This window comes from Gottfriedia endophytica (assembly GCF_017814275.1).
Taxonomy (GTDB): Bacteria; Bacillota; Bacilli; order Bacillales; family Bacillaceae_G; genus Gottfriedia; species Gottfriedia endophytica.
Genome location: NZ_JAGIYQ010000014.1, coordinates 1 through 16,320 on the forward strand (window position 1 = coordinate 1; position 16,320 = coordinate 16,320).

8 protein-coding genes are annotated in these 16,320 nt (G+C 29.3%); 1 reads left to right on the plus strand and 7 read right to left on the minus strand.

Annotated elements, in window-relative coordinates; genetic code table 11:
• From J5Y03_RS16225 to J5Y03_RS16255, 7 genes are all read right to left on the minus strand, one after another.
• On the minus strand, positions 1-5,885 hold a 5,885-nt coding region (locus tag J5Y03_RS16225), incomplete at its 3' end, for a DNRLRE domain-containing protein (protein ID WP_209407049.1).
• 575 nt (positions 5,886-6,460) lie between these two features.
• Positions 6,461-8,071 carry a hypothetical protein gene (locus tag J5Y03_RS16230; RefSeq protein ID WP_209407050.1) on the minus strand — a complete coding sequence of 537 codons (1,611 nt, stop codon included), beginning with the start codon at positions 8,069-8,071 and terminating at the stop codon, positions 6,461-6,463.
• A 540-nt stretch (positions 8,072-8,611) separates the two neighbouring features.
• On the minus strand, positions 8,612-9,343 hold the full coding sequence (locus tag J5Y03_RS16235; protein ID WP_209407051.1) for a hypothetical protein: 732 nt from the start codon (positions 9,341-9,343) through the stop codon (positions 8,612-8,614).
• A gap of 16 nt (positions 9,344-9,359) precedes the next feature.
• Positions 9,360-9,935, minus strand: a complete 576-nt coding sequence (locus J5Y03_RS16240) for a matrixin family metalloprotease (RefSeq protein WP_209407052.1) — start codon at positions 9,933-9,935, stop codon at positions 9,360-9,362.
• Positions 9,936-10,784: 849 nt separating this feature from the next.
• Positions 10,785-11,744: an ATP-binding protein gene (locus J5Y03_RS16245; RefSeq protein ID WP_209407053.1), complete on the minus strand. Its 960-nt coding sequence runs from the start codon at positions 11,742-11,744 to the stop codon at positions 10,785-10,787.
• A 13-nt stretch (positions 11,745-11,757) separates the two neighbouring features.
• Positions 11,758-13,776 (minus strand): Mu transposase C-terminal domain-containing protein, encoded by a 2,019-nt coding sequence (locus J5Y03_RS16250; protein WP_209407054.1) that lies wholly within the window; start codon positions 13,774-13,776, stop codon positions 11,758-11,760.
• 28 nt (positions 13,777-13,804) lie between these two features.
• Entirely contained in the window at positions 13,805-14,428 is a 624-nt protein-coding gene (locus J5Y03_RS16255; protein ID WP_209407055.1) for a TnsA endonuclease N-terminal domain-containing protein, read from the minus strand.
• Between the two features lie 49 nt (positions 14,429-14,477).
• Between J5Y03_RS16255 and J5Y03_RS16260 the strand changes: the two genes are divergently transcribed.
• Positions 14,478-16,319, plus strand: coding sequence for a TniQ family protein (locus tag J5Y03_RS16260; protein ID WP_209407056.1), 1,842 nt, complete (start codon positions 14,478-14,480; stop codon positions 16,317-16,319).
• Position 16,320: the final 1 nt, after the last annotated feature.

The window sequence follows — 16,320 nt, forward strand, 5'->3', positions numbered from 1 at the left end:
GTAACAATTACATTTGTACGATTTCCAAACCCATCATATCGGTATTCTTTCTTTGTACCATCAAGTTGGGTTTCCGATTCTAGTTGGTTTAACGAATCATAAGTATAAGTTATGTTTTGTTTGTTTGGATAATCAATTTCTGTTCGATTTCCATTTTTATCATACTGATATGTTTCGTCAAGTAAACTTGTACCATCATTTGATAGAACTTTTAATGAATTAATGAAATTTTGGTTGTTATACGTATACGTTGTACTTGTGTTATTTCCAGATAAATAGGTTTGTATATTACCAAGTTCATCGTAATGAAATAAGTAATTTTTGTTGTTATTTGTGACAATTGTATTTTGATCTAACCCATTATACGTATAGCTTGTTGAATCTGTTTGATTACCATGGGTGAAATTTGTTTCTGATAGTTTATCAGAATCAGCGGGGTAATTCCAATTTATAGTCGATTTACCCTCTTTTTGTGTTCTTAATCGATTTTTTTTATCAGGATATTCTTTCGTTTTAGTTGTACCTGCTTTAATATTTTGAACAGAAGTGATATTTCCATTTTTATCATATTCATATTCAAAATAAACTTCATTATTATAAGAAATTGTTTTTGTTCGTCCAGTCCCATCATATGTGTATGAGACCACTGTACCTGATGGTAGTGTCGTTTCTTGCAACTTACCATTTGCATCATATTTATTACTTGTTACGTCTTTTAATGGACCAGTAGTTTTAATCTGGTTACCATTATCATCATATTCATAATCATATGATTGAGTTTTTTTATCATTAGTAATAATTGATTTATTTTTCATTAGACCAGATAGGTCATATTGGTAATTAATTGTTGTACCATTGTCTAATATAACTTTATTTAGTAGATTACCATTATCATATTCATATGATTTAGTAATCCCCTTAGCATCAGTTTCCGATTTTTTATTTCCAAAGTTATCATTAATAAACGTTTGTTTTGAACCAGCAAGATCTTGAACATCTTTTGTATAACCATTCGCATCATAAGATGTGCTTGTTATGATATTTCCCTCTAATAAACGAATACCATCAAACCATGCTGTACCAGTATAGTTCCCACCAAAAACTGTAGAAATATCGATTTTACTTATTGGCTTAGTAGCTTTAAAGTACTTATAACCTCGATTCCAATCATTTGTACCACTTAAAAATGTTACATACTCAGGTTGAGTTGTACCATCAGTATAATAAACTACAGCCTTTAATCCATATTTAGTCGAGTCTTCTATTCCGTTTGCCTTTATACTATCAGACTTGGACATACCAGTTAATGTAAAATCAAATGCGTTATCAGACGAATTTTGACCAATATTAATAGTTTGTTTATATTCACTCGTTGCTTGAGTTGAACTTGTACGGTTAATTTTTAAAGAACTATTCCCATCAAATGAATCAGTATCGTTTTGACCATTTGTTCCTGTCCAAGAAGAAAGTCCATTTTCAAATCCCCCGTTTTCTATAGGGTTATATTGGGACTTCACTTCAGATTTTTCTAATTGTACATTATCAAACCAAGCGTCACCACTTGCTGTTGAAGTATAATGATCTACTTCTAAGAACACTCCAATTCTAGTAGTACCAGCCGGTGTTTTAAAAGTAAATTGTCTATTAGTCCACCCTTGATTTCTTTTTAATTGAACTGAACGACCATCACTTGAACCAATTTTTGTTCCACTAGCGTTATAAAAATAAAAATTATAAAATGCCTGAGCTTCATTTAAATTGGTCTTTATATTACTACTAATAGTATAATTGGTATCTCCCATCACATTATCAACATTTTGATAAGCATAGACATAACCCAGCTGATTTGGATTTGTAGATGTTGATATAGTTGATAACTTAATTGATTTATCTCCTGCTAAATTTCCTGCACCAGTTGAATCAATATTCATTGCCCCTGAATCATTTGATTTTACAACTGACCAACCATTTGTCCCATTTTCAAAACTACTATTTACAAGTAAATTTGATGCTGCACTTAAATCCGTACTTGATTCAATAGTATTTCCATACTGATCAAATTTGGAAAATCCTGCAGTTGCATTACTTTTATCGATATCTGAAACCGGGTCTTGATTGTCATAAGTTGTCTTAGATGTTTTACCTTCCGTATCTTTATAAGAAGTTACATCATTATTACTATTATATTCATAAGACTCAGTTCCATAATGAGAAGTTGAGTTTTTAAGGTTCCCATTAGCATAATAATCGTTATACTCAGTTGGAGTTGGTGAAGGACCATCTAAATCATTAGGATCATAGGATGTTTTTAAATTATTCCCCTGATATTCGGTAATGCTTGTTATATTTAATCCACCAACGTCTTGAATAACTTTAGATGGATTTGCATCTTGGTTATACCAATATTGATCTTTTTTACTGTCTGGATAAGTAACCGTAAGATTTTGATTAGCAGTATCATAATCCAGCTTATAAGCCTGTCCTAATGCATCTTTTACACTATTTACTTTGCCATTATTATAGATAATTTCATTTGAAATTTGATGATTGTCTGTTTCATTTGGTGAATGAATTTTTGTTAATAGTCCATCGTCATTATAATCGTACTTAGTTATCTCACCTTTTGTTCCTGTAACTTTTACTAATTTATCATTATCATACTCATATTGAATTTGACGGTCGGATGGCTGGATAATAGATTGAATTAATCCATCACCATTATAATTGATATCTACATTTCGTCCAGACGAATCAGTTATTGAAAGTAAAATCCCCTTGGTTTTATCATAGTTAAATGTTGTAGCGTTATTATGACCATCTTCTATTTTAAGAACTTTGCCATTTGTCATACCACTTGACTTGTCGAACGTAATAATATTTTGGCTTTTATCTTCTATAGTGAAATTTGTACCATTATCTTTTAAGGTTAAATATACCCCTGTTGGTGCCTCGTATTCCATTCCATTTTTAGTAAATGTCAATAAAGTTCCGTCTTCATCTACATATTGGGCGTTATTTCCATTTAATTTCACAGACATATCTAAGTTACTATGCCAGCCAAAACCAAAAACTCCTGTATCTTTAGATTGACTGTTATACGTTCTTGTTATTGATATTCCTGGTCCATTTCCATTTATTGAAACATCATTTTCTGAAGCAACAAAGTTACCGGTCGCAACGTTAACACTTCCTCCAGGCACATCTAAAAACGACCAATAATCTTCTTTTCCTAAAAATGGAACTGGTTGTTCCAATGTTGTTTTAAATGGCAGCGAAGAATAAACATCTGTTTCTCCTTGCTTATCATATGCACTTATTCGGAAATAGTAATTTGGATTAGCTGCGTATTTTGTTCCGTTATTTGCGTAAAATTTTGATGGATCCAAAGGGAGTTCTGTTCCACCGTAATTAGTACTTGTTTTATCTTGTGGATGATAAAGAGTATTTCTTCCTGAAGCTATAGCTTCTGGTTTTGGCCAAATACCTTTATCTTGGGTTGTCCAGTTATCTACATCACCAACATCATATGACTCATAGTCTACTCCGTTAAAAATATTAACTTTATAACCCGTTGCTCCAGTTATCTTATCCCATTGCAGATTAACATAACCAGAATTACTTTCTTCCATATTTGTATATGCACGTCCATTTGGTTCTGATGGAGCTGGTAATGTAGAAATAGTTGGAACGAAATAATCTGAATAAACCGTTTCTCCATTATTATTAATAGCACTTACTCTTATATAATAATTCTTTTTACTAGCATATGTAGTTCCTGCATTTGCGTATGTAGAAGAAGGGTCTACTGGTAATTCTGCTCCTTTATTATCAGCTAAATGTAAGTTATATTTACCCGCTTTAATCTCTTGATCCGTAGGCCAATATTTCTTCCCTTTTGTAGTCCAAGAAGTCGCAGGCCCTACATCTAAAGATTCGTATTCATGTCCATTAAATAACCAAATTTTATAACTCGTTGCTCCTGTTACTGCTTTCCAATTAAAGTTAATATAACCTGTCCCGTTTCCATAAGTATAACTTGTACCTGTAGGTGCAGCTGGCTTATTCAAATTTGGAATAGTTGGTGTAAATGGCCCAGAAGTTGTACTGTCACCTAATGGATAAGTTGCCGAAATTCTAAACCAGAAGTTTTTATTATTTGGATAATTATTACCATTATTTTTATACAAGGATGATGGGTCAATAGGAAGTTCTGTCCCACCATCAGTACTCACATGATGTAAAGCATACTTTCCGCTTGCTATATCATTAGCAGATGGCCATATGTTTTTACCTTTAGTAGAAAAGCTAGTTGCTGATCCAACTGGAAAAGCTTCATAACTACTTCCATTATATATCCATACTTTATATGAAGTTGCTCCTGGAATAGCATTCCATTTTAAATCCACATAACCTGTACCTGTTCCATCACCATAGGAATATGCTTGGCCTGTAGGTGTAGGTGGAGTAGGAATTGTGTAATTGATTGCTAGATATGGATTATTATCTGAATTAGAAGTAGATACAATTTTCTTCCAATACGTTTGCCCATTTCCGTTCTCATGTAATTTAAAACCATAATTAGGTAACGTTCCTGATTGCCATCCCTGAACAGTACTTTTCACATCAAAACTTGCCCACTGATTTTTTGTTACAGTAGCATTTGCAATGTTAGTCGAGTTTGGTTTTGTGTTCCATGTTACCGAAGAGTTTGTCCAAGGTCCTGTAATGCGGTCTAACCAAATTCCTGTTGAACTTGAATCGTATGTATGTGTTACATAAGCATTAAAAGTTGCACTTGTAACTGTTAAACCTTCAATATTAGGTAATGGCTGATTTAATAATGCATAACAAGTACCAGTTGTACTATCATAGTTTCCTATCTTTAATATGTATTGTCCTAGTCCAGCATCCCATTTTGATGAAGTACTAGAATAGTTCGTTGTAGGATATGCACTCATAACAAAGGTATCGCTTGAATCAGTTACCGATGTAGTAGGATCAATATAGATTGGAAATACACGATCTGGACTCGAAAGCCATTTTGGATCTGCGTTTAATGTTAAATTATAACCATCATCTGTTTTTTCAATATCATATGTAACATCATTCGAAGTTACCGCATCACCAGAATGCTCATCAATATTTGAATCTGACATAAATGGTTTTGGTAATTCAAATATTTTTTTTCCATCTGAATCAAGTAATTGAATATTACCTTCTTTATCAGTTGTAGCTTCTAACTCTGTTTTAATTTTAAATTTAAAAATATGATAACCATTGTATTGATGAAGAACTAAGTCTTCTTTTGTATTTTGATTAAATGTGTAGTTTTGTAAATCTATTTGAGGAAAAACGTCTTTGTGGACAATTTTATTTGTATTCTCAATATAATTAGCTTCTACATCACTTGCGTCAATTGCTGGTTTATCTTCTCCTGATGCTTGCAAGATTGATAATGAAATAGAATGACCTTTATATGAGAAATTAGCATATTCGCCATTTGACATAGTTTTGAGGAAATTCGTATCAATCGCAGTGTTTTCGGTAGTCACAATATTTGAATTGCTATCATCCTGTGTTAGATCAGGAGATATTTCTTCAAACTGTTTATCACCAGGTTTTTTAATATTAACTGGTTCAAAATATATTTTCTTCGTATATTTACCATTACCATTGTAAAATACTTTTGTGTTTTCAGTACGCTGGTCTACTAATTCACCAGCCTTAAGTGGCTCAGGTTGAACTGGGTTTACCTTCAAATCTTTTGCATCAGCATCATTTGTTTTAATTTCCTCTGCTGCAAAGCCGTTTAAAGGTAGTGAACTGAAAAGAAAAACTAATAATAAAAGCCTAAGAAAAAAATACTTAAATAATTTCTTCTTCATTTTTGTGTCATCCCCTTGGTGTTTGAAAAATCTTACCTTAATAGATAATGTATAAGTCTTATTCTCCCCTTATTCTCAAAGAATCTCCTTTCATAAAAATTAGAACATTCTTATCAATTTTAAAATTTATATTAATTTTTTTCAATAAAATATTTAAAATTTTATTATTTTTAAATAAAGTTTTTTATTAACATAACATTAATACTTGTTATTATTATTGTCCTTACAAGTTAGAACCTTAAAATTCATAATAATAAGTTTGCGGGTTTAATATAAGATAAGATTGATCGAGAATTAGACAATAGATTAACGAAAAATAGCCCTACCAATTGGAGGGGCTATCAGCTTTACCATTCAACTTTATTTCCAGTTAATTGTCTAGTACATATCGTGTTGCTATTGAGTTGGTAAATTTTCCATTTACACCTAGGACTCCTCTTTTAAAAATGAAGCAAACTAAGAAATTTCGTTTTTTGATATTATAATAACCAGTCAATATACATAAAATTATTCACAGCACATTATAAACTCCAACTAACCTAGTTTAAATTTAATTCAAACCGTCGTTTCGAATTCTATTTAAATTTAATTGTAGGGAATATTGATATTAAATTTAATAAAAAATATATAATTAATGGTTTAGTTATAATAAGAAGTATTATTAATTGTAATATTCCCCCCCACCTTTTATTAGTCTTTTCTTTTTGAATAAATGAAATAAACAACCAATAAAAGAAAATCAATGTTATGAAAAATAGTAAGATGAAAAAATATTCTATTGCTCTATAAAAATTTACTACTATGTTTTCATTTTGATTACCAAATAAATTTCCAATATTTATTAATAGATAATTAATTACTAATAGCGTAATTAATTTAAATAATATTTTTACTCTTAACTCTTTAAAATGGGTAGATAAAAACTTACTAATCACTCTGTTACTTTCCTTAAACATTAATATCTTACTGTTTATATTTTTCAATATATTTAATATGCTAATTTTAAAATTTAATAACTTACCTTTTAAAGAGAAATTTATAGTAGGTTCTTCTAATTCATTTATAAATTTTGAAAACTTCTCGTTTGACCTGAATATTATTTCAAACTGACTACCTCCATAAAAAATTGCATCGAGAATTTTTTCTTTCAAAATGTTTTCTTTAAAGTCATTTTCCATTATTTCTTTTAAAATTTGATTAGCCTTTTTTATATTCTTCTCTTCTTTAGATTGAATTACTAACAGTCCTATAAAGGTTCCTATAATATATGGAAGAAGTGTAAAGTTAATTAATTTTTCAAATAGAACTTCAAAATTATTTTTGTCAATATGCGTCTCCCTAAGTAAATCTAATAGCCTTGTTTCATTAAACGTGTACAAAAAATTATAAATATATTCAGATAGATCGGATTTCACAAAAATTAACACTAATATTAATCCGTTAAAAAAATAATTTATAACCGTAAATGAATTTTTATTTTTTTGAAATTTATAAATAGGAACACAAAATATAACTAACACTTGAAGGAGTATTGTAGAAAACAAACTTGTAAAAAATATATTTTTAAATTTAGATATATATAACAAAATAATTATATAATCTGATACAATATTCCCCCAATTTTTCATTACTACATCATAATTGAATGTGTAACTTCCATCTATAAATGAATGTAAAAAGGTTAAAATATATATAAAAACAAATGATAAACCAAAAGTAAATATTAACAATGCATAGATAGTTGTTAAAAAAAGTATAAGAGAGATACTTAAATCTGTATTGATTAAATATAAAATTAACCATACATATAAACAAATCATAAAAATCATTGATATAAAATTTAGTTGATTTGTAATAGTTTCTTTTTGAAAATAAAAATATATTAATAAGGTATATATAGCTATAATAAATATACTAATACCTAATAAAAGTAATTTTTTTAAATTTTTACGGTTTAATCTCAATTTATTTTTATAGGAATTTATATAAAGCTCATTTTTATTTTGCTTTTTAAAGTCCCTATAAATTAAATATCCATGTCTACTTAAAAAAACTAAAAACAAGACTAATAGAATAATTAATACACTACTAGCAATTATATTTTTAAAAGAATAAATAAAACTTAGAATAACAATAAACAGACACAAATAACTAAAAGTAAACATTTTATCTAATTTTTCTATCAATAAATATTCTCCTTCCAAACTCATTACGTTTTTTTCTAGAAATGCCTTATACGCATATCTCCCATTTCTACATCGTCAAATCTAAAAATTATTTAACAATATTAAATAATTTTTTAACCATATATTATTAAAAAAATTAGATATCACAAACTTTCTCAAGATAGTCCTCATAAATATATAATCTGAACCGTGGTTCTTTTTTAGAGAATAAAAATAAAACTACACTCCTACTGTTAGGCAAGTCTAACAATAAGAGTGCAGTCCCATGATCTAATCACTTAGAAAAATTTTAAATTCATCCCATAAATATGGATATAGTTGGAGAAGTATCCCCTTGTTTGTATTTTACTAATATATAATCACCAAAAGTAGGCATTCTTGCAAAACCATAGTTTCTTAATGATTGATAAATAATCCATTCTGACCTTGGCAATACTCCACTAGTACCTGTAGGAATTTTATTTAAATTCTTTGGAAAGGCAGTCCTTGCGAATTACATTGGCTTAAAACTTTTTATCTCCTATTCCTGTTTCATTTTCGTTAGTTCTTTGAATAAAAATCTACATTTTCATAAGAGTTTGTAATAGGATTGAATACCTCTCCTTTATTGTTGATTTTTCTATATCCAAATGCATCTGCTATCACAAAATAATTATTTGGAGCAGGATTGCGAGATAAGAAAACCATGACTTCCGAGTTTTTATCTTTATCTTTATTAGCTTGTTGTTCAGGTATAGAAACAACCTTTTCAGATTCACGCTCTTGTTTAGAATATTGTTTTGGTTTATGAACAACACCATTGCTTTCAACTTTCTCAGGTTCTTGAGTTGTGTTATTAAGATAAGTATCCAGAGTCACTTCGCCTCCATAAGAAACTATATCTATCCCATTCTTCATTTCTGAATCTGCCAGAGTTCCCTTTAATACTTTAGTTATTTTCATGTGTGACTCGGTTTCAATAAAACCATTGTCTACAAAAGATTTATTTTCTTTCTCAAATTTCCCTACTAAAACAACTTGCGCTTTTTGGTACATTGTGTAAACGGAGGCCGCATCTTTGGTATAGTCCGCATGGGAAACAATTGTAAATGCTGTTTTCATACCTTTTGTTGTTCCGCTTTTCGTTTCATTTTTAATATCTTTTTTCAAACTTTTAGCCTTAACAGAAATAACAGTTTCTTTAGAAACAGTATTATTGAAATTCCAAACAAAGACAAATGTCAATAGAATGGCGAAAATAGCACCGCCATATTTCCAAGTATTTTTTTTCATTTTGTCATCCTCCTTTTCATGGATGTTTAAGATTAAAGGCATCGTTATCAACTTTTTGAACAGTATTAACTGCCCTTCCAGCCCACGCTGAACACATGATGCTGTTTGGGTTTGTATCATTATGGTCTAAACCAAAAACATGTCCCATTTCGTGGGCTACAACCCCTTGAATATAAGATGAATCATTACCTATTTCGTAATCATTTATCATAATCCTCCCCCAATCCCAATCGTTATCATTAGCGATTTGTGGTGTTGTCGACCCAAAAATACGCAACTCAGTTTTTGCGTTATTTCCATCTGCTTTAGAATAAGTGTGGAAGTCAATTGCAGCATTACTTTGATTGGTAGTTCTAGTCGCCGGATAAAGGGAATTACCGTAGCCAGTATAGCACCAATTGTGAGAGGCATTACTAATTGGAGTACCATAGTTGCTTTGGGCAGCACTATCAGTGTAATAATATATATTCCGAATATCCCAAGTTAAATTGTAACGAAATGTTGGCGTTGGTGTCGCGGCGGCACTAGCGATCTGAAGATTGACACATAATACTAAAATTGAAATAAAAAAAAGACCAAAAAATTTTTTCATAGATAATTTTCTCCTTCGATTTTTTTAGCATTCCATGAATGCCGCTAAGAACTGTATCCATCCCAAGAAATCCTTGTTCTAGTAGTTGAAAGTTATTCTTTACCAGATAGAGCATTTGGAATTTAATCTTCGTTTTCTGATTCCCAAAATTCTTCCCTAAAACTATTTCCCACTATGTTTTTAAAAAATAAATTTAGGAAAACTACTTAAAGTACAAAATCCGTCTTTAAAATTCCAAAAATTGTCTTAGCGTGTGTTTTACTTCAAAATGTTGTTGGTAGCCCATATAACGCACCAGCCATTGAATCTCTTCCATTCCTCCCTCCTTCCACTTAATTTATCTGAAAAAATAGATTATTAAGATAAATTAACTTTACCATTTTATGTATATAATACAAAGACTTATATTATGAGTTATTTTGAAATTTCGTGGGATTGGAAGGCGTTGCCGTATCATTTGATTCTTCGATAAAACCTTTCAGTTCCGATAGGAACTGTCAATCTTTTACTAGAAAGATATGATGTAAAATGGTAAAAATTTATTGTAAATATTCTAAGATCACTTTAAAAGGTAAAATCCATTTTGATCAAACTTTATTTTAAAACTACTCCTTTAACTTTTTTGAGCAAATAATAATTAATTTCACTTCTGAATATCTAAACATGGTTAAGAAATCCAAAAGAACCAGCTCATGAATTGAACTGGCTCTTTTATACAAGGCTCTATTTATATAGATTAAAATACCAATTCTTACAAAAACAGATTGTTAAATGTTTTTAAAAAAAGTCCCAAATGACATTTTTCACTATTCCATTTTAATTAAAATGAGTTTACTTTTATGATTTGTATTATTTTCTTCCCTCATTTTCTACTGCTTGATATAAATTAAACTTTTTATCACAAAATGGGTTAACCATGTTCGGCCTTTTTGAGACCTTCATAGAAATGAATGCCTCATATAAGTTTCCTTCATCTATATAATCTTGTCCATTTTTCAAAGCATGAACCGTTGATAATTCCAAAATAGTTTTAATATATGAAGGTACTCCATTCGTTACATAATAAAGTTTTTCAGCTAATTTCGGATCTGCTAAATTTGATTGTTTAGAAAATGGCAATTGCTTATCCAAAATATATAAAAATGTTCTAAAATCCTTTTTATCTTCTCTTGTATCATAATTAAAAGAAGTAAGTTCTTCTCTTACTGAAAATCGTCTTCCTAATTGTTCATTATGTAAAAATATCTTTTCAGATTCTGGCATACCGCAAAGTATTATAGGAACTTTTGCTTTTTCTGTCAGTACTTTTACCCAATCAGAAGCACGATTTAATACATGTTTTGTGTCGCGATCAATTAAATGTTGAAATTCGTCAATTATAACCAACTGCACTCCACATCTTTCAATAAATTGAAAAACTCTTGAATCCAAGCTAGTTTGACTTCCCTTCTCATAATTAGGATCACCTAAAGATAATAAAAATTCTGAAGCTACTGATTTAGGAGTTGCCCCTACTGGCACCGAAACAAATAAAACCGGTACATTTGTAACTCCATCTAATACAAAACGTGGAAAATTCTGTGTATATTCTTTAAGTAGAGTTGATTTACCTACTCCTGTACCACCATATAAAAAAAGTGTTCCTGGTTCCACTGAGCCAACAGACAATAAATGACACTCACTTATTAGATTATAAATCCTCTTATATCTAGGATGTTCTATTATGATTTTTTTTAGATGCTCTTTTCTTAGTTTAAGTTCATCGAAAGCAACTGATATTCCATTAAGATTTTTAAATTTTTGTTGCATAACATTCCTTCACCTATTTAATATATTTAACTTCCCAATCTTCGAATTCATCTATCTCAATTTCATGTTCAATTATTTCAGTCTCAACTTCTTCAATCTTATTTTTTTCTAACTTAACTACTCTTTCATCTACTGATTCTAGAATAGTAATGTCATCATTATTAGGTGGTATGTTTACATCAGCTTCTAAATTTGCATCTAAGATGAAATTGACAAAATCCTTTACTGGCTCTTCTTTATTCTTAATATTATCTGACTTTAATTTTTTAACTTTCTTCATTTCTAATTTTTCTATTCTTTTAATATTACGTTTTGCTCTTCCCCTTAATTTTGGATCAACCTTTTTAGATTCATTTAGCTTCTTACTTGAATCTAAACATAAAAGTTCATATGGAACTGGGTAAGTAGTGTCTATTTTTTTTCTTACAAAACCTGTTGGTTCTGCCTTAATATAAGTATTTTTGTTGGAATCATATATATATATTTCTCTCATATCACTAAGATCATATCTTACTCGGACTTCTAAACTAGCCTTATCCTTTTCCAGCTGTGATTTCAATAACATTAATTCGTATGATTGAAAATATTCATTCTTTATTGCAATTCCTTTGTTAGTAATCTTTCTAATTGATGTTCCACCCATTAAAAGGATTTTTAGTTCTAATATATTTCTTGGTAGCTTAACTAATTGATGATTTGTGTTTTTCAAAGCAGTATTCCACTTCTCGCTTGGTGTAAAACCCAATCTTGAATTATATTGATTAGCAATTAAATCAACCATAGCAATATGTGTCATATATATAAAACCTTGTAATGTTATACATGCTTTACCTTGAGAATCATATAAACCCTTTTCAACAAAATTAGAAAAAGTAGTTCCCCTCAGAGTATGTATAAACTTAGTATTTAAACTTTTAAATTGCCTTTCTACAGAACCTTTTTGATGTCCAGCCCCTACAGTACAGAATTGCACGTCTTGAATTCCTAATTGAAGACAAGCGTCTTCTATATCTCGAGATTCATTTACACTTGCGTTATCAAGAATGATTGAAGAAGGTATTCCGTATGCGTCCCAAGTATTCTCAACTTCAGGATAAAGTTCCTTTAAATACGTTTTAGGCATAATAGAATGCAGCAAACATTGTTTTAATGCATTTGAATCTACTCCACCAAAAGTCACATAAAAACCCAAAGGATATCCTGAATACTTGTCCAACGCATAAACTAGATTAGGTCTCTTTGGCTTTAAATCGGTAGGGTCAATCAACATCACATCTACTATTGTCCAGTCAATTTCTACCCTTTGTAGAGGCCTACTTACATTTACTTCTTCTTTCGATCCATCTCTAATTAACTTTGCTTGTACAGGACCAAATTTAATAATATTTCTTTTGTATTCATCAAATATTGCTTGTTTTCTTCTATTTATAGTAGACTTTGAAACTGGTTTTAATTTATTATTACTTCGAAATTCATTTATTTCATCAATTCTTATTAGGTGTTCGGAATATACATCATCAACTGTAAATTTCTCTCCTTCTCCAAATAATTCATTGATAATCTCATCTATAATTTTAATCACTTCATCACTTGTTCTTTTATTTTGCGGTCCTCTTCTATTAGAGATTAAACTTCTTATATCATTTGATTTTTCCCAACGTTTTTTCCAATCGTAGAATTGAGTCAAACCCACTTCTCCATTTAATTTTTTAAGATATCCTTTAATTTCGCTTGCTAGAATCTCACCTTCTATAACTGGTTTTAAAATTTCATATCTTCTTTTTGCTGTATTGACCTGTTTTTCACTAAAATCTTCTAGTACCTTAACATTCAATTGATTATTATTTTTAATGTTAAGGAATAAATTTCCTTCTTCCCAACATTTAAGTAGATCTTTTCTATTCCAAACCTCTATATTTTTATATACTAAATTTTGAATCTCATAATCGTCAGAATTTAATGGTTTACGTATTAGATATTCAGTATTATTTAGTAGTATTTTAGAACCACTAACAAAAGATACCCCACTCATTTAAGCCCCTCCAACAAAAAGTATATTTCTAAGTAAGTTTTAAGATACTTTCACTGCTTAATTTATTTCTATACAAATCTGTTTTTATACGCTTTTCATATATTAATTGATATACAGCCTCGAAGATACTTTGGTGTTCGGCATTAATTCTAGATATAAGCTCTTCTATAGATAGTGTTTTATATTCCTCTAACGAATCAATAATCTTTTTATGCAAAAGGATATCTTTAAAATTTCCCCTAACCTCTATCAGTAAATCTAAATTATCAATAAAAAAACCGTCTCTAATTTCCTTTTCAGTTATAACTTTATAAAGCATATTATTTTCTTCACAGTACTTCTTACCAACTTGAAATTTTATGATGTTTTCTTCATCAGTTAATTTATTGCTGTATTTAATTTCGTATATTATATTAATTCCTTCTTTGGTCTTTATAAGAAAATCCGGATAATATTTTCGCTGTTTTCCTCTATATAAAAAGTTGATTACTATAGGTTGTTCTTCAATATATACAAAGTCATCTATGTAATCAAACAGCTTTATAAAATCTCTTTCAATTGTACTTTCCCAATGAATCATTCTTTTCATTTTTATACTTTTTGTCTTGCCTCTTATACTGATTTTCTTACTAGCTTTAATTTTTCTTTTCATATAAACACACCCATGTTTAAATTTCTTAAATTATCCAATACTTAAATATATGAAAAAATCATTATTATTCTATACAAACCCGTTTCTAAAAGAAAGTTTACCAAGTTTTCTTTATAGAACTGCAGCTATTAACTTAATGGAAAATTTAGATTGGATATTTGAAAACTATGAATCGGTTTACCATACAAAATTAAACAGAAATGAGGTTAATTGGTTAGACATAGAGGAATTAAACAAAGTTGCAGAGTTTTTGAATATTAGCGTTAATAACATTCATACGATGTCTTTCAAAATGCTACTATCTCAATTGAATCTATCTTTCAAGAATCCTTCTACAAACCACTGGTTTCAATATATTAACTCAAGGTTTTGTCCTAGTTGTATCAAAGAAAATCCTCATCAAAAAATAGACTGGATGAGTAGTTACTCAATAGTTTGTTTAAATCATTATTGTTTTTTACTTGATCAATGTCAACAATGTAAAAAGAAAATAACGTCTAAACAAATAGTATTAAATAAATGTACGTGTGGAATGAAGTTAAGTAATAATAAAACTCCTAAGGTAAGTGCAAATAGAAAATTTATTCACTTTCAAACAATACTAGAAGCGGTTATATACCAGAATCAAATAATAATACAAAATAATTTAATTAGAGATTGTAGACTCTTTATGGATGCATTATTATTCTTCTGTACTTGGAGTAGTCAATTGATACTACCAGGATTACTTTCTGTTTTTGAATACAACATGGTCTTCACTAACAACGTAATTTCTGGAACGAGATTAAAAAATTCTTTATCTATAGATCAAACAGTTTGTTTAATCAATATTGCTTACGATATTCTTATGAATTGGCCAAATGGATATTTTAACTTTATAGATAAAATAAGTGAAAATAAGTCAACGAAATTTAGCTCATTTATCCAAAACATTATCCCTAGTTTAAAAACCACTGCTCTTAAAGAAATATCTGATTCATTAACTATCTATTATAAAGAAAAGCTCAATCTTCCTAGAGACGATATGTATTTAAGATCGGATGAGGTATACCCTCTTTTTAGTCAATTACATAAAACATTGGTACACTCAGAATTCATTAACAATAGAGTGTACAATCATAACGGAATTATTATTAAATTGAGTTCTCTAAAGGAATTAGAATACAAAAATGATTTAGCTAATAAATGTATGTCAAAAGAAGAGCTTCGTTCCAGATGGGGAACTAGCCCAAAAGCTACCTTTGATATATTAAGTAAAGGGTGTATAAAAGATGCTGTTCATTCTAAGATGGGATCTGTCAATCATTGGATTATTCCAACTAGCAGTGTAACTGAAATAGAAAAAAAGTTATTTGAAAGACCGATTAACCATATTGAATCACATGACCGTATTTCTCTTAATGAAGCTTTTCAATGGGTTGGTGTTAATCACGCAAATGAGATACTACATGGTTTAATGAATAAAAGTATTGATATTTTATCATTAAGTCAAAAATTAGGTAATATAATAATTTCTAAAAAGAGTTGTTATTTTTATATTGAAGATTTGATAAATAGAAGGGCAGGATTGGAAAATTGCATTTCAATAAGAGATCTGACATTTATATTAGGTGTGAAAAAGTCGGATATTTATTTTTGGATCCAAACTGGACGATTTGGTGAAAGTTTAATAAATTTAGATACTAGTAATAATATCCCACTTGAAAATTTTAATATTTTTTATAATAAATATGTAACTACTTTCCAATTTTCCTTAAAGTATAACCTCAAGATTCAAACTATTTTAAAAAAGGTTAAGTTTGGTAGTATTACTACTATATCTGGCCCTCTACATAATGATGGAAAAAGATTACTATTTAAAAAAACATCTAATTATTTGGAAGGAGTCTAAA

What these genes read in the sequence shown, in the direction of transcription:
- J5Y03_RS16250 (WP_209407054.1), bottom strand. Translation starts at nt 13,776, where the DNA reads ATGAGTGGGGTATCTTTTGTTAGTGGTTCTAAAATACTACTAAATAAT.
- J5Y03_RS16245 (WP_209407053.1), bottom strand. Translation starts at nt 11,744, where the DNA reads ATGCAACAAAAATTTAAAAATCTTAATGGAATATCAGTTGCTTTCGAT.
- J5Y03_RS16255 (WP_209407055.1), bottom strand. Translation starts at nt 14,428, where the DNA reads ATGAAAAGAAAAATTAAAGCTAGTAAGAAAATCAGTATAAGAGGCAAG.
- J5Y03_RS16260 (WP_209407056.1), top strand. Translation starts at nt 14,478, where the DNA reads ATGAAAAAATCATTATTATTCTATACAAACCCGTTTCTAAAAGAAAGT.
- J5Y03_RS16235 (WP_209407051.1), bottom strand. Translation starts at nt 9,343, where the DNA reads ATGAAAAAAAATACTTGGAAATATGGCGGTGCTATTTTCGCCATTCTA.
- J5Y03_RS16240 (WP_209407052.1), bottom strand. Translation starts at nt 9,935, where the DNA reads ATGAAAAAATTTTTTGGTCTTTTTTTTATTTCAATTTTAGTATTATGT.